Below are 19,208 nucleotides of genomic sequence, written 5' to 3' on the forward strand. Positions count from 1 at the left end.
TACTAAAGTTATGATTTTTTTATGATAAAAGATACATTACCTCCCATTTTTAATAAAAATGGTATTTAATTATTTTTTAGCTTTTTTTCCAGGTTTTTTCTCCATTTTATTCTTTATAAACCTGGCTCTGTTTTTCAAAAAGTCTAACATTGCCTGGTTATAACTGTATTTTCTCGCCTCTTTTAATGGTTCCAGCGATTTTTTATACTCTAATCGGATTTCATACAACAGCGATTTTTGTATCAATATTCTTGCTTTGTTTATTCCTTTTATTTCTAATGCATAACCAATCAGTTTTTCAGCTTCGTCAAGATCTTCATTATCCAGAAGGCATTTTATATAATGCTGGGGTGTATTGAGATTGGTTATATTGCATTGCATAGCTTCTTCGAAATAGATTTTTGCTCTTTCGTAATCGGCAAGCATTTCACTGTGAATTCTACCCATCAGGCAGAGGCTGTCTGCATCTTCAGGATCATAGGACAAGGCATAGTTCAGCGCTTCCAGGCAATCTGGAAGGCTGTACGGATAATTGTCCAGTGCTTCGAAATAATATTTACTTTTAGTTAAGGTCATGTCTATTGTTTTTAAGTTCTTTTTTCAGGATATTTCTTTGTTTTTTGAATGATTTATCCTGATGGTTCTTTTTGAAATCTGTTCCGGAAAATGTACGGACCGGGTTTCCTCTCTGCACCTGCAGGTGGTTGTTCCAGGTATCCTGCATTCTTTTTCAAGATGTTTGATATAAAGTCCGGTCACTTTTTCTTTCAGTCTCATAACAGCCAGCTTCTTATTCTCCAGCTGCGAACGTGAATCCTGTGCAAATACACTTTCCTTTGTGGGTATATGAACCGCGCGAACAGCTGTATTGACTTTGTTCACATTCTGGCCTCCGCTTCCCTGGCTTCTTGTAGTCTGAAACTGAATATCTTTTTCGCTAAAATGGATCTGTTCGAGTCCTTCCAGCTCGAAAACACCGATAAACCAATTGCTTCTTTTGTGCAACTTTCTGAATGTACTTTTCCCGATCCAGCATATGCTTCCCAGCCATGTTTTTAAAAACTCCGTCAGGTCTTTTGCTTTTAAAAGAATGGTTACGGATTTCAGGGTCAGATTTTCATCACCATTTTCCCGGTGGATGATTTCATAATCTATTTTATTATTTTTTATTTCTTCAAGGAAGACCTTAAGAACTTTTGCAGTTACCCACTGACATTCCAAAGGCCCTCTTCCTGAAGTTATTTGTATAAGTTTTTCCATTTTTTAATTTAATTTTGGCATTGCGCTTAACGCAGGATGTCCTACAGGATCAATGCCTTTCTGTAATAATTCTTTGGCAGCCATGACGGCCCAGCATTTGTCGCTGGAATGAATATTCCTGTAAAATGTCAGCAAGAGTTCCGGTTTAACCACAGTAAAGCCATTGATTTCAAAAGTTTCCAAATCATTTCTTTCAAAAAAATCGATGGTAATCCTGTGAGGCTTTCCGTTTTCGGGCTCTATTGTTTTCTCGTATCTGCGGAAATTTTCGTCACTCTGCAAATGATCATACCGTGTCCATACTTTCTGAAATCCTTCCTGCTGAAGGATCATCACAGCTTGCGCTGCATTTTCTTTTCTTACAAAAACATCAATATCCTTGTGATCATGGGCATGTTTATATTCCGTATGCCCTTCTTCTGACATAAAATGCCAGGCCCAGCCACCTGATATAATGACTTTATCTTTTAATTTATTCAAAATTTCAAGTCCGTGCAGGATTCTGAATTCCGGCCAGACTTCTCCGTATCTTTTTATGTTATGAGGTGCTCCCATTTTTTTAATTTTAAAATAATTCTTTATTAAACCTTATAGGTTTTTGAAACCTATAAGGTTGTAAAGTTTAAGATTCATTATTTGTCCATTCTCACAATTCTGGGTTGAAATGTTCCAAGAATATCTACCAGATCACTCTGTGCATTCATTACTTCATGAATGTCTTTGTAAGCCATTGGTGCTTCTTCTGTATTTCCTCCCATCAGAGTAACTTTCTTCAGCTTCAGCTCTTTTTTGATATCATTCTGGGTGAAAAGGCTTCTGCATTCTCCTCTTGAGTAGGCTCTTCCCGCTCCATGTGATGCTGAATTCAGTGAATCCGGATTTCCTTTTCCACGAACGATAAAGCCTTTAGCCGTCATAGAACCCGGAATCATTCCCAGTTCATTTACATTAGCCGGAGTAGCTCCTTTCCTGTGAACAATCACTTCTTTTCCATTATGAATCTCTTTCCATGCAAAATTGTGATGGTTTTCAATTCTTGCCTTTACTCTTCCGCCAACCGCTTTTACCAATCTTCTGTGAATGTCATCATGACAGGCAGAGGCATAATCTCCGGCAAGATTCATCGCAGTCCAATATTCCAGGCCGAGATGAGTACTGAGATCCAGCCAAGCAAACTGCTGAGCTTCTTTGGGCAGCGGACACTGGTCTGCAGCTACTCTTGAATAATACTGAGCAATTTCTGCCCCTAATCCCCTGGAACCGCTGTGTGAGAGGATTCCCAGGTATTTTCCTTTCGGTAATCCGATCTGGTCATCTTCTTCCGTGATTTCCACTTCCCCGAATTCTACGAAATGATTTCCGCCTCCGGAAGATCCCATCTGTTTAATGGCTTTTCCTTTTAATCTTCTCAAAACCGGGATCATATCGAAGGTATCCCTCTCAAAGATTTCATGATCTATATGAGATTTATGGGTTTCGTACATCCCGAATTTGGTGTGCTCTGCAAGGGCTTTTTCATATTTGTCCCTTGCTCCATCAAGATATGAAACCGGTATATCCAGAATACTGAGACTCATTCTGCAGCCAATATCCATTCCCACTCCATAGGGGATTACTGCATTTTCTACTGCGAGAACACCTCCTATCGGAAGTCCGTAACCGCTGTGGGCATCTGGCATTAAAGCACCTTGTGTTGAGATTGGCAGCTTTAAAGCAGTGTACAGCTGGTTTTTTGCTTCTTCAGAAATGTTGTTTCCAAAGATCCGGAAGGAAGCACGCTGGGTATTGAGTATTCTTTTTTCTGTTTTTCTGGATGAGAGCAGCGATTCTGCAATCTGTCCGAAAGTCAGGTCTTTTTCAAAGTTTTCAGGGTTCAGGAGGATTTCTTTTAAAATAGATTTTACATGATGAATATTCTTCGTTGCAAAATTTCTTTTCATTACCTCCAGAGCCACATTGACGCTTTGATTATTCGGATAACCGAGTTTTAATATATCTTTTCCTTTTAGTTTTAAATTTCCCATTGTTTTTATTTTAAGACATAAGATACCAGACACAGGATTCAAAATTTTGATCTGTGCATGTTCTTTTTATCAACTAAAATATTAGTTGAATGATTTTAATGAGGAACAATAGATTGAATTCTAAAAAATCCAATGCTTCTGTTCTTCTGATATTGAAAAAATTCCGGGAAAACTTGAGTTTAAGTATTGCGCAATAAAAAACCCGAAATCTTTGCGACTCCGGGTTTTGATATTTCGTTGTACTATTATTCTAAGAGTATACCAAACCACGAAGCCTTACCACTGTAAGCGGTAATCCAACTGTAGAATTCTGATTAAATCTGAACATTTGCTTCGTTGTTTTTAATGGGTTAAACTTGATTTTCAAGTGCAAATATATTAATTTTTTTGAATATCCAAATTTTTAATAAAAAAAGCCCGGATTATTTTATCCGGGCCTTATATTTTTGAGAGATTAATCTTTCGATCCTAAGCTGTCCATCTCATCATCCATTCCTTTAACTTCATTGGAGTGATATACTCTTTCTGATCCAAGAAAGTAAATGTTATGTCTTGCTTTGGCGATTATCCCGTTATATTCCTGCTCTGTCATCCCTTCAGGAATGGTATCGCGGGGTTCTGACGGTCTCCGATAGACTTCAAGTGCACCGTTTTCATTTAAAACAGACTTGGCTACTTTTGCCCGCTCGAGGTCATCCGTGTACACAATAACATTGCTTCTTCCTATACTATGTTTGCGATAGGCCTCCAACATTTCTGCATCGTGCGCAAAGACATAGTCGAAAAACCCTTTCGTCTGCTCGTCTTCCTGATGATCAGTTGACATTCCACTTTCTACTCTGGACTTTGAGATAATAATATCTGCTTCGTCAAATCCTTTTTCTTTTAAATCTTTTTTAATTTCCTCTGTATCTACAGTCACCGGAAATACTGAAACTACTGTATAAGCCATAATGAAATTTTTCATTAAACTATACAAAAGCCATGCAATTTATCCTTTATAAGAATGTTAATTTAGAAATTTTTCAAGAATTTCCACGGCACATTTAGGAAGATTGGTTCCGGGACCGAAGATAAAATCTGCACCGTTGGCGTACAGAAATTCATAATCCTGCTGCGGAATAACACCTCCTACCACAATAGTTACATCATCTGCACCCAGCTTCTTCAGCTCTTCCACGACCTGCGGAACAAGGGTTTTATGACCTGCTGCGAGAGAAGATACCCCAAGGATGTGGATGTCGTTTTCTACAGCCTGTTTGGCTACTTCTTCCGGGGTCTGGAATAATGGGGCCACATCGACATCAAATCCCATATCTGCAAATGCGGTAGCTACTACTTTTGCTCCTCTGTCGTGCCCGTCCTGCCCCATTTTGGCAACCATAAGCCTTGGGCGGCGTCCTTCTTCTTCTTCAAATTTCTGTGTGAGATGAAGGGCTTTTTCAAAATATTCGTTTTTCCCTGCGTTCATGGCATATACTCCAGAAATGGTTTTAATATTGGCTTTATATCTCCCGAATGTTTCCTCCATGGCATCGCTCATTTCACCAAGGGTAACTCTTCTTCTGGCTGCTTCTATGCATAATGCAAGAAGGTTTCCTTTTCCTGTCTTTGCACTTTCGCGGATATCATTCAGAATTTCTGCGACAGCTTCAGGATTTCTTTCTGCTTTTATTTTTTCCAGTCTTTCGATCTGCTTTCTGCGGACTTCTGTGTTATCGATATCCAGAATTTCAATACCATCCTGTTTCAGTGCTGTTCTGAATGAGTTTACTCCGATGATAAATTCTTCCCCACTGTCGATTTTAGCCTGCTTTTTAGCGGCCGCTTCTTCGATCCTCATTTTTGGAATTCCGGCTTCGATGGCTTTGGTCATTCCTCCTTCCTGCTCTACCTCATCGATGTATTTCATAGCCTCTTCGATCATCTGCTGGGTAAGGCTTTCTACAAGGTTACTTCCGCCCATAGCATCTACCACATCGCAAATTCCGCTTTCCTGCTGAAGAATAATCTGGGTATTTCTGGCAATTTTCGCTGAATAGTCGGTTGGAAGCGCGATGGCCTCATCAAGGGCATTGGTATGCAGCGACTGTGTTCCGCCTAAAGCTGAGGAAAGGGCTTCGATGGCCGTTCTCGTAATATTATTAAAAGGTTCCTGTTCTGTAAGGGACCATCCTGAGGTCTGGGAATGCGTTCTTAAGGCCAAAGATTTCTGATTCTGCGGATTGAACTGTTGCAAAAGAGTAGCCCAGATATATCTTGCGGCACGCATTTTTGCAATTTCCATAAAGTGATTCATTCCAATGGCCCAGAAAAAGGATAATCTCGGGGCAAAATCATCAACATTCATTCCTGCTTTAATTCCTGTTCTTACATATTCCAAACCGTCTGCAAGGGTATAAGCCATTTCCAGTACCGGGGTGGCTCCTGCTTCCTGCATGTGGTATCCTGAAATAGAAATTGAGTTGAATTTCGGGATGTTCTGGGCTGTATATTCAAAGATATCTGCAATGATTTTCATGGATGGAGCCGGCGGATAGATATAGGTATTCCTTACCATGAATTCTTTCAAAATATCATTCTGAATGGTTCCGGAAAGAAGTTCCTGCTTCACGCCCTGCTCTTCCGCAGCAACGATATAGAAAGACAAAATAGGAAGTACGGCGCCATTCATGGTCATGGATACCGAGATCTGATCTAATGGAATTTCATTGAAAAGGATTTTCATGTCTTCCACAGAATCGATGGCTACTCCTGCTTTACCAACGTCTCCTACTACCCTGGAGTGATCGGAATCATATCCCCGGTGGGTAGCAAGGTCAAAAGCTACGGAAAGTCCTTTCTGTCCTGCGGCAAGGTTTCTCCTGTAAAATGCATTGGACTCTTCTGCTGTGGAAAATCCTGCGTACTGCCTAATCGTCCACGGCTTTTGTACATACATGGTGGAATACGGACCTCTGAGATAAGGAGCAATTCCCGGAGAAGTCTGTGTTAAGGATTCATTCTTAACATCTTTGGGGGTATAAGATGATTTTAACTCCAGACCGTCTTTTTCAAAATTATAAACCTCTCTTTCCTGAGGTTCTACATTAAAATCCGGTTTTTTCACAGAAATTGTCTTTCGCATTCCAATAATTTTTGTCTGCGTAAAGTTAATTTTTTTGAACGAAACATGAAACTTATGTTAACTCACAGTTTTACTGAAGTTTAGTATATAAAAAAGACCGGACAATTGCCCGGTCTATCTTATTGATGCACTTCCTTATTATTTTTTGATAAGTTTGGTATTGTAAGTGTTTTTATCATCTTTAATTGTGATTACGTACACTCCTTTTACAAGCTGTGCCACATTAATTCTCTGACCATCAATCTGACCCTGCTGAACGATTCTACCGTCTGCACTGTAAATGCTGTAATCTGCTTTTCCTTTCAGGTTTTTAACTTCTACGAAAGTATCTGCAGGATTTGGATAGATCGATATTTCTGATGTTTTTACTGTGTTTACATCGTTTACAGCCAATCCGCTTGTGATTTTCACAGAAAGATCCATAACACTTCCTGCCTGGTTGGTATTTCCGCAAGCATTGCTCAACGCACTGTTGAAATTTCCTGCCACTCTCATTCTGAGAAGCTTATCTCCGCTGTATGCAGTTGCCGGAACGGTAAATGTTGCTGTCTCCGTTCTGGTTCCTGTTGCAGAAGCAGAAGTCATTACTTTTTCTGTTGCTTCAAAAACACCGTTTCTGTTATAATCGATCCAGGCATTTACGGTAAACGGATATTGAGCATAGCTGGAAGAGCTTCCTGCCAGTACAGAAATGGTGTATTGGGTTCCTTTTGTAAGGTTTACTACCTGTGCCGAGTTTTCACTTACGTCTTTGTATGATCTGAAAGTTCCGTCGGTATAGTTAACATTGGCAAGCTGAACACGTGCAATAGTTCCTAACTGATTGATTCCTGTAGTCAGCAAGCAGTAATCTATACCGGTTTTTAACCCTTTTGTTTTAAAGGCATAATTGTTTGAGAAGGCTCCCGGTACACTGTTTACCACAGCTGCAACCTGTACTTCAAAATTGGTTTCGTCTTCTAAACCGGTCAGAACTACAGAATTCACTGTACTTGTTGTATTGGACCAGTTGGCATCGCCTACTTTTCTATAATTTACAGAATAGGTAGCAGCTCCCGGAACACTGTTCCACGAAACCCTTGCAGTGGTTTTAAACACTTCCGTATCTAACACGGAAACTCCCGTTGGTGCTGCTGAGGTAGATGTTGGCGCAGCTCCTACATTAACTGCCGGAGAAACAGCGTAGAATATATTCCCTATTGCAGATATCCTTAGTTTAACAGCTCCTGTTAAACTTGCCGGCATCTGGGCAGTATAACTTCCGGTGTTTGGTACTGAAGCTGCCAGATCTGTCCAGGTAACTCCGTTATCTGTGGTGTAATCTATTTTAACATTAGCGACATTATAAGGAGCGGCTGTCGTATTGGCTACATCCCACTGTATTGTGTTTGATGCATTATTGTATAAAACCGAGGAAGTGGTAAGACCGTTAAATTTAAACGGACCGTCATTTCCTACAACGACTGTAGTTTCAAGGGAAGAAACCATTGGTCTTGTAGGGTTTGCATCTCTTAATGTTACAGCATATTTTAAAGTTCTCGGAATATAACTTACCGTTTCCCAGTTTGTTTTATCCGTAAGCTTTCCGTCCATTACTGCAGCAAAACTTGGGAAATATCTTCTTCCACCCGCTGTACCAAAATATGATCTTGCTATGCTTCCTTCAGTGTTGTATCCCCATCCACTGTCTCCTGAAATGGTATTATTGGCTCCAACACTGTCATACTGCTCCCATGTGTAAGTAAACGGATCTCCCTGGGCATCTGTTGCAGAAGCATCCAGGTAATAAGCCGTTCCTTTCGGGATATTTTTTGATGTAAGCGGTGAAATCACCGGGGCTGTATTGGTTGTAATATCTGCAGAAGTTCCGCAGGCTGTTTTTGAATCAAGACTTGTTAATATCTGATTGATAGAGGAATAGTGGAAATAAGCATCAGAATTCATCTGTACATTATCTCCTGTAATTCCTGCATAGGCCATGATGGTAGTTCCTCCTCCGGGTTCTATATTTACTCCGGAATTTTCTGATGAATGGGAGAATGTATGGTTTCCACCAAGCTGGTGTCCCATTTCGTGGGCTACATAATCAATATCAAAAAGGTCTCCTACCGGGTTTGTATTTTGTGTAAATGCGGATCCTTTTGCTAAATTCGTCGAGCTCGTAGGATCTTTACATGTAGAACCGATAGAACCTGCATTTCCGTTTCCTCCGGCTGCATTAAATACGTGTCCCATATCGTAATTGGCATTCCCTACCACGGAGGTCAGAGTCTGCTGCAGATTCAGATTCAGGTTTCCGGTATAAGGATCTGAAGTAGGATCTGTATATATGATCGCCGGGATATCCTGAATAATGGCTTTAATCCCAAATTCCTTTTCAAATACGCCGTTCACACGGGTCATGGTGGCGTTCATCTGGATTACTGTATTGGTAGTTCCTCCGGCAGGATCGAATTTTTTGGTGTATTCTCCTGTGGTGGAAAGGGCAAGTCTGTAGGTTCTGTATTTTGTAATGGAAGGTCTGCTGGTAATGCCTACGTTAGAAAGATTATTTCTTCCATGAATTTCCAGTGACTTAATATCTTTAGCATTCTTTTCTTCCGTAGTACATTCAAAGCCATTATCACTTGCTGTTCTTTTGGTTTTATAGAAAACACCATAGGTTTGTTTGTCCGTAGTGATAGGCTCAATAAACTGAAATACTCCGTTTTTGATAATCATGGATTGAATTTCGGTAGGAGCAGTACTGAATCTTACATATTTGGAAGGGTCATCAACCCCCACTCCTACATATGACCCCAGCTGATAACGGTCTGCCATAGATTTTTCTACAACAGGATCGCTGTATACCGCAAATTTTTCAATTTTTCCTTCTGCTGTCGGAAGAGAAATAATTACAGGTTTTGCATCTTTACCTGTTTCTACCGCATCTTTCAGAATATTTCTGAGAGATGCCAAATCTACTCTGTAAGAGTACTGAACTTCAACTTCTTTCCTGATTTGAGAAGTTTTCTGGGACGCAGGTTCCCACCTTTGTGCAGTAACAGACGCCAGACCGGCAGACAGTGCACAAACCAGTAAAATTTTCTTTTTCATAATTACAGTGATTTCGAAAAATTATTAAGCATTTTTACAAAAATAGAAATTAAAACATAAATATTAGCATTAAAAAAGTTTATTTAATGTTAAATATTAAAATTAACAATATGATATATAAAATCTGGAGGGCACACACCAGGATATTAAATAAAAAAAGACCGGGCAAATGCCCGGTCTCATTATTAATATAGTTACTTATTATTTTTTGATAAGCTTAGTATTGTATGTGTTATTATCATCTTTAATAGTGATCACATACATTCCTTTAGCCAAACTAGCTACGTTAATGATCTGATCATTAAGGTCTCCACTTTGAACCAATCTTCCGTCTGCGCTATAGATTTTGTAATCTGCTTTGCCTTTAAGGTTTCTAACACCAACAAAAGTATCAGCAGGATTTGGATAAATCTCAACTTCAGATTTTGTTGCTTTAGTTTCTTCTACCGCAAGTGCGCTTCCGAAAATTTTCACTGAGAAATCCATTACGCTTCCTGCTCCACTTGGAATAGTTCCATTAGTACCGCAAGCATTATTTAATGCAGTAGAATAGTTAGATGCCACTCTCATTCCCACTACTCTGTTTCCAACGACAGCTGAAGCCGGAACCGTAAAGTTACCTGATACATTTCCTACTCCTACACCACCTGAAACCTGGCTGTAGTTTGTTGCAGGGCTTGTATATACTTTCTCAGTGGACTCATACACTCCGTTTCTGTTATAATCAATCCACACGTTATAAGTCATAGGAGCTCCCTGTGTATAAAGACCGAAAATAGTGATAGGATAAGAGTTTCCTCTGATAAGGTTAATCACTTTTGCAGGGTCCTCACTTACATCTTTGTACGATCTGATATTTGTATCAATATGATTCACATTGGAAAGCTGCACTCTTGCAATGTTTCCTACTGCATTGTAACCTGTATTTAAGATACAGTAATTAACTCCTGTTGCCAGTGGTTTTGTTTTGAAAACATAGTTTGAAGAGAAAGCTCCCGGTACGCTGTTTACAACAGCTGCTACCTGTACATCATAAGCCATTTCGTCTTCAAGGCTGCTTAATAAGATTGAATTGGTTGTACTTGTTGCATTAGTCCATGCTGAAGTTCCTGTTTTTCTGTAATTTACAGAGTAAGAGGCTGCTCCCGGCACACTGTTCCAAGATACAATTGCAGAATTTTTAAGTACATCTGCTGCTGTAGTAGATACTCCTGTTGGTGCTGCTGTAGTTGAAGTAGGCGCAGCTCCAATTGTTACTGCAGGAGATACTGCATAGAATATGTTATTGATAGCAGATATTCTGAATTTAACAGCACCAGTTAAGCTTGCCGGCATCTGTGCAGTATAAGTACCTGTGTTTGGCGTAGAAGCTACCAGTTCTGTCCAGGTTGTCCCGTTGTCAGCTGTATAATCTATTTTTACGTTCGCAACATTGTAAGGAGCAGCATTTGTATTGGCTACAGCCCACTTAATTGTGTTGGATGCATTGTTATATAAAGTTGTAGATGATGTAAGACCGTTAAATTTAAATGGTCCGTCATTTCCTACATTCACTGTTGTTTCTAAAGAAGAAAGCATTGGTCTCTGAGGATTCTCATCTCTTACAGTCACTGCGTAATGCAATAATCTTGGAACATAAGAAACAGTTTCCCAGCTAGGCTTTGTATTATTTGGTAGGCTTGCTTTATTGGTCAGAATTCCGTTCATAACCAAAGGTAAACTTGGGAAGTATCTTCTTCCGCTTGTGGTTCCGAAATAAGATCTTGTTAATGCTCCCTGTGTATTGTAGCCCCATCCGGCATCTCCGGAAATCGTAGCATCCTCGTCTACACTGTCATATTGTTCCCAAGTATATTTTACAGGATCTGTATCTGTTGCTGTAGCCTCTAAATAATAGGCTGTTCCTTTAGGAATGCTGTATGCTGGAAGCGGAGAAATAACAGGTGCTGTATTGGTTGTAATGGTTTGCGAAACACCACAGGTTGGCTTAGCATCAAGGTTGTTAAGAATCTGGTTAACAGAAGCATAGTGGAAATAAGCATCAGAATTCATCTGTACATTATCCGCTGTGATTCCGGCATATCCCATAATTGTAGTACCCCCTCCCGGCTCTATGTTTACACCAGAACCTTCTGTGTTGTTGGAGAAAGTATGGTTTCCTCCTAACTGGTGTCCTAATTCATGGGCTACATAATCGATATCAAAAGAGTCTCCTGATGGAATTCCATTGGCAGGAGAAGTAAACCCAGAACCTTTGTAAGCTACCGGAGATCCCTGATCCAATGTCATATCATCACTACAGATACAACCGATACATCCGGCATTACCACCTCCTCCATCGGCACCAAATAAATGTCCGATATCGAAATTGACTTCTCCTACGTTGTTGTGAAGAGTATTCATCAATTCTGCATTCCATGCTCCATCACCTACACCCACATCTGAGTCTGAATAAGGATCCGTAGCAGCATTGGTATAAATAACATTCTGATAATCCTGAACAAGAAGTTTAATCCCGAAATCTTTTTCGAAGACTCCGTTTACTCTCGTCATCGTAGTGTTTATCTGTGCAACAGCTTGCGGAACACCTCCGAAATAATTGGTATATTCCGCAGTAGTTGACATTACCAGTCTGTAAGTTCTGTACTTTGTACTTGCAGGTCTGTTTGTAATTCCTACATTAGAAAGCTTTTTTTACCGTTCTCTTTAAGGAACTGGATATCTTTGCTATTCTTTTCGTCTGTTCCGCACTCGAATCCCTGCTCGCTGCTTGTTCTTTTTGTCTTATAGAATACTCCGTAAGTCTGCTTGTCTGTAGTGATCGGCTCAATGAACTGGAATTCTCCGTTCTTGATGATCATAGACTGCATTTCTGTAGGAGATGTACTGAATCTTACATATTTAGAAGGGTCATCAACACCTACTCCCACATATGATCCCAGCTGATATCTGTCTGCCATAGACTTTTCCATTACCGGATTGCTGTATACCGCAAATTTTTCAATTTTCCCTTCTACTGTAGGAAGTGAAATAATAACGGGCTTAGCATCCTTACCTGTCTCTACTGCATCTTTTAAAATGCTTCTAAGCGATGCCAGATCTACCCGGTAAGAGTATTTTACATCAACTTCTTTTCTGATTTGGGATGTCCTCTGCGATGCAGGTTCCCATCTCTGTGCATTAAAACTGGCAACACCAGCAGCTAATGCACAAACTAGTAAAATTCTTTTTTTCATAATGATCTACAAGAATAGAATTAATAAATTTTAAATATCCATAGCAAAAATAACAATTTAACGCATAACACCACCAAAAAAAATAAGTAAATTCAATTAAATTGACTATTTTTTTTATTTTATGACATTAGTTAGCCATTTAATTATTTTCGTTTCATATGCATAAAATGATATAAAATTTACATCTTTATCAATTTCTTGTTTAATTGATTATTTTCACTTTGTGATCCCTGTTCTTAATTTTAAACAACGATCTACATGCTATCTTATAACAAGTATCGGCCGCTCTTCGAGCGGCCGATACTTTATTTTAATTCAAATTCAATTATTTCAGTTTTGTTATTCCCATTTCATAAAGGGCAAAAGAAATAAGATCTGCATTTTCACTGATTACCTGATCGGTTGCTCTTCCTGCACCATGACCGGCATTTTTTTCAATTCTTAATAAAATTGGGTTTTTACAGCTCTGCTTTTCCTGAAGCTCTGCACCGAATTTGAAAGAATGTGCAGGAACTACCCTGTCGTCATGATCGCTTGTAATGATCATTGTGGAAGGATAGCATATTCCTTTTTTCACATTATGTACCGGAGAATAGGATTTAAGATATTCAAACATTTCTTTGCTGTCTTCTGCTGTTCCGTAGTCATATGACCATCCTGCTCCTGCTGTGAATTTATTGTATCGCAGCATATCCAGAACGCCTACCCCGGGAAAGCAACTCTTGCAAGGTCGGGACGCATTGTTATAGTGGCTCCTACAAGCAGTCCGCCGTTCGATCTTCCGGATAATGCCATATATTCTTTTGATGTGTATCCTTTGCTTTGCAGATATTCTCCTGCAGCGATGAAGTCTTCAAAAACGTTTTTCTTTTGCATTTTCGTTCCCGCATCATGCCATTTTTTACCGTATTCACCACCTCCGCGGATGTTCGGTACAGCATAAATTCCTCCGTTTTCCATCCAGATGGCATTAACTACAGAGAATGAAGGCTGAAGGCTGATGTTGAACCCTCCATAAGAATAGAGAATCGTAGGGTTCTTACCGTCCAGTTTTGTTCCTTTTTTATAATTGATCATCATTGGAATCTTAGTTCCGTCTTTTGACGTGTAAAAAACCTGTTCAGAAACGTAATCCTCTAGATTGAATTTCACTTTTGGTTTTTGATAAACTTCGGATTTCCCGGAATCTGCATTAAATTTATATGTTGTTCCCGGTGTAATATAGTTGCTGAAAGAGAAGTAAAGCTCTTTTTCTTCTTTTTTCCTCCAAAGCCGCTTACATTTCCTTTTCCCGGAAGAGCAATTTCTCTGATCAGTTTTCCTGTTTTGTCAAACTGCTTTACCTGATCAATGGCATCAACCATATAAGTCGCAAAGAAATATCCGCCTCCGGTAGATATTCCCAGTACATTTTCTGTCTGTGGGATCACATCTTTCCAGGTTTCCGGTGAAGGATTGGCAATGCTGGTTTTTACAAGTCGCATATTCGGGGCATCCTTATCGGTAAAGATGAAAAGGTCGTCGCCCTGAGTATCTACAATACTGACATTAATATCAAATCCTTTATTGATCTGCACAAAATCACCTCCTTTCTTTAAATCTTTGATATACAATTCGTTCCCATTGGTTGCATTGGCAGCAGAAATGATCAGGTATCTCTGGTCTTCGGAAACTCCGGCTCCAAGATACCTTCTCGGTGTCTGATCACCTCCGAAGATCAGTTTATCTTCAGACTGCTTTGTTCCCAATTTATGAAAATACACTTTGTGTTTGTCGGTCATTCCGGAAAGTACGGTTCCTTCTTTCGGCTTATCATAGCTCGAATAGTAGAATCCTTCATCACCCTGCCATGAAATTCCGCTGAATTTTACATCGATCAATGTTTCATCAATCTGTTTTTTGGTAATAGCATCGATGATGATGATCTTATTCCAGTCGCTTCCGCCTTCAGAAATGGAATATGCAGCAAGATTTCCTTTTTTGTTGAATGACAGATTGGAAAGAGAGGTAGTTCCTTTGTCTGAAAATTTGTTCGGATCTAAAAATATTTCCGTGGCCTTGGTCTTATTATTTGTTCTGTATAAAACAGACTGTGCCTGAAGACCATCGTTTTTATAATAGTAGGTATAATCTCCTTCTTTGGATGGTGCTGAAATTTTCTCATAATTCCAGATTTCTGTCAGCTGGTTTTTGATTTCGTTTCTGAACGGGATTTTCGAAAGATAATTCTGGCTGAATGCCACTTCATCATCTACCCATTTTTTGGTGGCCTGGGAATCATTTTCAAGGTCTCTGAATGGGTCTGCCACAGCATTACCAAAGTAAGTATCGGTCTGATTTCCTTTTACGGCTTTAGGATAATTCATTTTTTGAGAATAAAAAGTTGCTGAAAACAGAACTCCAGCGGTTAATAAGATAGGCTTAAAATTCATAAACAAGGGTTTTCTCAAAAATACGCAAAGTATATGGAATAAAAAAAGCCCTGAAAACAGAGCCTTTATTTAATTATTTTTAAGATCATTATTTAGATCCGAAACTTTCAAAATAAAAATCAGTCAGTCCCGAAACAATTTCATCCGGGCTGCCATTCCAGTAATATATTTTTCCATCTTCATTAAGTTGGTATAACCTGAAATTCTGCTCCGTTTCTACAGTTTTATCTGCATTTTTAAAATTCTGTACACTCTGAACCAGATATTTCTTAAGGTCTTCCGGCTTAACTTTCTGGATATCTCCAGCCGGTACATCGGGAAGCTTTGCAGGAACTTTGAAGCTTACGACATAGGTAACCTCAGCAATTTTCTGGTCTTCAATATATTCATTCTGAACAATTTTTACTTCTTTAACGGAAAGTTTACCGTTTTTAAAATTTTCCATCATAGCCGTAAAATATTCTTCAGCTTCTTTTCTGCAGGCATCTGCCGTGGGCTTGGAAAAAGCGGAAAGAAAATTATCTGTACTTTCTTTCATCATATCCTGGGAAACGGTTTTAAAATCTACCTGATAGGCATTTTCTCCTTCCACAGTCGGCTTTAGATAATCATTCAGCTTAGAAAGCGCAACATTGTCATTTTTCACAAAGGTTCCGAAGTACATTTCAAAAACCTCAGAGGGCTTTTTTACCTCCGTCTGTGCCAGCAGGTTTTGGCTGATTAACGCCAGCATCAGTAAGACAATGATTTTAATATTTTTCATATTTATATTGAGTAATTTAATTTTGTGCTAGTTAAAACTTTTAAAATAGGAATCGTTCAGCTTCCATACCAATTCCTGAGGACCTCCGTTCCAGTAATAAGTATTTCCTTCTTTTTTACCTGATACAATCTGTAAGCCTGCTGCAGGGTAACTTCCTTTTTACGCCCTGAAAAAGCCTTTGTCTGCTTTCTTAAATAATTCTTCAGCTCACCGGCAGTCATTTTCTTTATATTGACCGTTTTCAGTTCAGCAGGGTTTTCAGGAACATTGAAAATAAGATCTACGCTGAGCTCCGTTACAAAGCTGTTTTCTGCAAATTCATTTTTTACTTCCTGTATGCTTTTTAATGTGTACCGGGTATTTTTCAAGTTATTTAAAAGCGCTTGATAATATTCATTGGCTTCCTGTTGACAAGCATCGGCTTTCTCTTTCGGAAGATCTGCAAGAAATAATCCTGTAAGATTCTGAACTTCCTGCTGGTCAGATTTCTTCAGATCCATTTTATAGGTATTTTCAGCACCAAGGAATGGGATCAGATAGCTATTAAGCCGGTTAAGTGCCTGCTCATCCTGTTTCACAAAAGTATCAAAGTACAACCCAAATACCTGCTCAGGCTGCAATGCCTTCGTCTGGGCAAAAAAGTTTTGAGCAAAAAACAGGGTCATCAGGAATAAAATTCGCATTATTTTTCTCATGGTCAGTTTAAATTCAATGATTTTTAAGCAAAAAAAGCTCCTGAAATCCAAGAGCTTATTGATTTATTTATTTTAGTAATTTTCTTCTTCTCCTTTCATCTTTTCTGCATTTTCTGCCATGATGACTGCATCTATCATTTCAGAAATATCTCCGTTCATATAAGCGTCCAGATTGTACATAGATTTGTTGATTCTGTGGTCTGTAACCCTTCCCTGAGGATAGTTGTAGGTTTTGATCTTGGCAGAACGGTCTCCCGTGGAAACCATGGTCTTCCTCTGCGCTGCAATATCTCCCTGAACCTCCTGAAGCTTAATATCATATAGTTTTGCACGAAGCATTTCCATTGCCAGCTCACGGTTAGCCAGCTGAGAACGGGCCTGCTGACATACGACCACCAAACCTGAAGGCTTGTGGGTCAGCTGTACTTTAGTCTCTACCTTGTTAACGTTCTGTCCTCCGGCACCTCCTGAACGGGAGGTCTGCATTTCAATATCTGCAGGATTGATCTCTACATCCACTTCTTCAGCTTCCGGAAGCACTGCTATGGTAATGGCAGAAGTGTGAACTCTTCCCTGAGATTCTGTTTCCGGAACACGCTGTACACGGTGAACCCCGGATTCGAATTTCATGATTCCGTAAACACCTTCACCTTCCACCTTCATGATCAGTTCTTTGTAGCCTTTTGCCGCTTCATTAGAATCCGTCACTTCATGTCTCCATCCTTTTGATTTGAAATACATGGTGTACATTCTGTAGATATCTTCCACAAAAATAGCTGCTTCATCACCTCCTGTTCCGGCACGTAATTCCACAATGATGTTTTTGTCGTCTGCAGGATCTTTAGGAATCAGTAAAACTTTCAATTCTTCTTCCAGTCCTGGAATTTTAGCCTGGGCTTCCAGTTTTTCCTCTTTTGCAAGGTCTACAAGATCCCTGTCTGAACCATCAGCAATAATTTCATCAGATTCTTCAATGGCATCAAGAGCACCTTTGTACTGATCGTAAACTTTCACAATCTTACCCAAATCACTGTATTCTTTATTCAGAGAAGAATATTTTTTTGATCTGAAATAACATCAGGCTGTATAATAAGGTCTGCAACCTCATTATATCTTTGTTTAATAGCTTCTAGTTTTGGAATTAATGATTTAGACATTCTGCAATTTTTGAGAGTGCAAAGATAAGAATTTATTACTTCAAATTAAAATTCCTTTGATCTCTAATTTTCTGATCATTAAGACCTATAAAGGTTAAGAACAACAAAACTTAAACTATTCTGCAGTCTTTTTAAAAAATTTCCTGTCAATAACATACAAAACCAGTCCGAAAACCACAATTCCAAGTCCTATAATACTTTCTTTAGGATTATGGATAAGGGTAAAATAGAGGATATAAATGCTGAAAAGCAGGAAAACAGCAGGGAAAATGTAGAATATATTGGATTTGAATATTTTCCGCTGAGATTTTTTAAGAAAAAAACGGTGGAAATGGAAAGACTGGCAAACAGCTGAAGAATAAAGGCTGTATACACAAAAATCTCCTTAAAGCTTCCCGTTAAAATAATTACAGAAGCAATGACGGCATGAGCAAAGATGGCCCTTACAGGAATTCCTTTCTTGTTGTTCACGGCAAGCGGCCTCCATAAATGATTTTCTTTCGCAAAAGCCTGGGTTAGTCTTGAACCTACCCACAAATAGCCGCTGATGGTGGCAATAAGCTGTAAAGCAATGAAAACATTGACCATCTTTCCAAAGCCTGCCCCAAGCATATTACGCGCTGCTTCTCCCATAACATCTTCTTTACCTGCCAGCTGGCTTACAGGAGTATGTTTCAGCATGATAAAATTTACCAAAAGATAGCTTACTGTCACGAAAACGGTTCCTATAATTAAAGCCTTGGGAAGGTTTTTCTGGACGTCTTTTATTTCCCCCGCAATGTAAGAGGCAGAATTCCAGCCGGTATAGGAATAGGTAACAAAAACCAGCGAGGTGGCAAATGCAGGAAGCATGATCTCGTCCTGCCAGCTACTGCTGAATTCTAAACTATTTCCCGCATCCGATCCCGAGAGTCCCACCCCCAGAATGACAAGCACAATAATAAATGTGATCTTGATAAAGGTAAAAAAATTATGAAACCTGCTTGATGCTTTAAGACTGAATGACAAGGCTGCCGCCACAATGAAAATGACAGCAGTGGCAAAGCCGTTCCCAAAAGTATAATTAAAAGCCGAAAGGTATTTTGACATCGCAAGTGCAGCCAAAGCTACCGGTGCAGAAAACCCTATAATCAGGGAAATCCAGCTGACGAGGTATCCGAATACAGGATGGTAGGTTTCCTTCAGGTAAATATAATCTCCTCCGTTCCCTTTAAAGTAAGATCCCAGCTCGGCATAGCAGAAAGCCCCGAACAGTGCGAGAATCCCGCCGATGATCCACAGCAGGAAAATACTGTAGGTGTTGGTAATATCAGACAGCTGAAAGCCTAAAGTAGTGAATATCCCCGTGCCTATCATATTGGAGACCACGATAGCGGCAGCGGTTTTCCAGCCGATCTGGTGTGTAGCAGTACTCATTA

General features: G+C 39.5%; 11 protein-coding genes and 3 pseudogenes. All 14 read right to left on the minus strand.

All coding sequences use genetic code 11. The features are described from left to right. Positions 1-69: 69 nt before the first annotated feature. The 14 genes and pseudogenes from N4G44_RS00805 to N4G44_RS00870 all read right to left on the minus strand — a co-directional run bounded on the left by N4G44_RS00805 (position 70) and on the right by N4G44_RS00870 (position 19,206). Positions 70-576: a tetratricopeptide repeat protein gene (locus N4G44_RS00805; RefSeq protein WP_474924240.1), complete on the minus strand. Its 507-nt coding sequence runs from the start codon at positions 574-576 to the stop codon at positions 70-72. After that, positions 563-1,260: pseudogene (gene prfH / locus N4G44_RS00810) on the minus strand (peptide chain release factor H). Before prfH ends, N4G44_RS00805 begins: the two are co-directional and overlap by 14 nt. 3 nt (positions 1,261-1,263) lie before the next feature. Next, the gene (locus tag N4G44_RS00815) at positions 1,264-1,815 is read right to left on the minus strand and encodes a hypothetical protein (RefSeq protein ID WP_474924241.1); all 552 of its coding nucleotides are present in this window, start codon (positions 1,813-1,815) and stop codon (positions 1,264-1,266) included. 77 nt (positions 1,816-1,892) lie between these two features. Continuing rightward, positions 1,893-3,284 carry an RtcB family protein gene (locus N4G44_RS00820; protein WP_474924242.1) on the minus strand — a complete coding sequence of 464 codons (1,392 nt, stop codon included), beginning with the start codon at positions 3,282-3,284 and terminating at the stop codon, positions 1,893-1,895. A gap of 454 nt (positions 3,285-3,738) precedes the next feature. Next, complete coding sequence (locus N4G44_RS00825; RefSeq protein WP_265132654.1) at positions 3,739-4,236, minus strand: hypothetical protein; 498 nt, start codon at positions 4,234-4,236, stop codon at positions 3,739-3,741. Between the two features lie 57 nt (positions 4,237-4,293). Beyond that, positions 4,294-6,411 (minus strand): methylmalonyl-CoA mutase, encoded by a 2,118-nt coding sequence (gene scpA, locus N4G44_RS00830; protein WP_474924243.1) that lies wholly within the window; start codon positions 6,409-6,411, stop codon positions 4,294-4,296. 138 nt (positions 6,412-6,549) lie between these two features. Then, entirely contained in the window at positions 6,550-9,507 is a 2,958-nt protein-coding gene (locus N4G44_RS00835; protein ID WP_474924244.1) for a reprolysin-like metallopeptidase, read from the minus strand. Between the two features lie 201 nt (positions 9,508-9,708). Then, positions 9,709-12,180 (minus strand): reprolysin-like metallopeptidase, encoded by a 2,472-nt coding sequence (locus N4G44_RS00840; protein WP_474925005.1) that lies wholly within the window; start codon positions 12,178-12,180, stop codon positions 9,709-9,711. A 2-nt stretch (positions 12,181-12,182) separates the two neighbouring features. Next, positions 12,183-12,743, minus strand: a complete 561-nt coding sequence (locus tag N4G44_RS00845; RefSeq protein ID WP_474924245.1) for a hypothetical protein — start codon at positions 12,741-12,743, stop codon at positions 12,183-12,185. A gap of 325 nt (positions 12,744-13,068) precedes the next feature. Next, positions 13,069-15,175: pseudogene (locus N4G44_RS00850) on the minus strand (prolyl oligopeptidase family serine peptidase). An 88-nt stretch (positions 15,176-15,263) separates the two neighbouring features. Continuing rightward, complete coding sequence (locus N4G44_RS00855; RefSeq protein ID WP_474924246.1) at positions 15,264-15,938, minus strand: hypothetical protein; 675 nt, start codon at positions 15,936-15,938, stop codon at positions 15,264-15,266. 56 nt (positions 15,939-15,994) lie between these two features. Further along, on the minus strand, positions 15,995-16,621 hold the full coding sequence (locus tag N4G44_RS00860) for a hypothetical protein (RefSeq protein WP_474924247.1): 627 nt from the start codon (positions 16,619-16,621) through the stop codon (positions 15,995-15,997). 84 nt (positions 16,622-16,705) lie between these two features. Further along, positions 16,706-17,790, minus strand: a pseudogene (gene prfA, locus N4G44_RS00865) (peptide chain release factor 1). A gap of 189 nt (positions 17,791-17,979) precedes the next feature. Further along, positions 17,980-19,206: an APC family permease gene (locus tag N4G44_RS00870; protein WP_474924248.1), complete on the minus strand. Its 1,227-nt coding sequence runs from the start codon at positions 19,204-19,206 to the stop codon at positions 17,980-17,982. Positions 19,207-19,208: the final 2 nt, after the last annotated feature.

The sequence above is a fragment of the Chryseobacterium sp. GTID13 genome, from assembly GCF_056172655.1.

Excerpts from the sequence above, each read along its gene's own strand:
- N4G44_RS00805 (WP_474924240.1), bottom strand. The coding sequence starts at position 576 with ATGACCTTAACTAAAAGTAAATATTATTTCGAAGCACTGGACAATTAT.
- N4G44_RS00835 (WP_474924244.1), bottom strand. The coding sequence starts at position 9,507 with ATGAAAAAGAAAATTTTACTGGTTTGTGCACTGTCTGCCGGTCTGGCG.
- N4G44_RS00815 (WP_474924241.1), bottom strand. The coding sequence starts at position 1,815 with ATGGGAGCACCTCATAACATAAAAAGATACGGAGAAGTCTGGCCGGAA.
- N4G44_RS00845 (WP_474924245.1), bottom strand. The coding sequence starts at position 12,743 with ATGAAAAAAAGAATTTTACTAGTTTGTGCATTAGCTGCTGGTGTTGCC.
- N4G44_RS00870 (WP_474924248.1), bottom strand. The coding sequence starts at position 19,206 with ATGAGTACTGCTACACACCAGATCGGCTGGAAAACCGCTGCCGCTATC.
- N4G44_RS00820 (WP_474924242.1), bottom strand. The coding sequence starts at position 3,284 with ATGGGAAATTTAAAACTAAAAGGAAAAGATATATTAAAACTCGGTTAT.
- scpA (WP_474924243.1), bottom strand. The coding sequence starts at position 6,411 with ATGCGAAAGACAATTTCTGTGAAAAAACCGGATTTTAATGTAGAACCT.
- N4G44_RS00860 (WP_474924247.1), bottom strand. The coding sequence starts at position 16,621 with ATGCGAATTTTATTCCTGATGACCCTGTTTTTTGCTCAAAACTTTTTT.
- N4G44_RS00855 (WP_474924246.1), bottom strand. The coding sequence starts at position 15,938 with ATGAAAAATATTAAAATCATTGTCTTACTGATGCTGGCGTTAATCAGC.
- N4G44_RS00825 (WP_265132654.1), bottom strand. The coding sequence starts at position 4,236 with ATGGCTTATACAGTAGTTTCAGTATTTCCGGTGACTGTAGATACAGAG.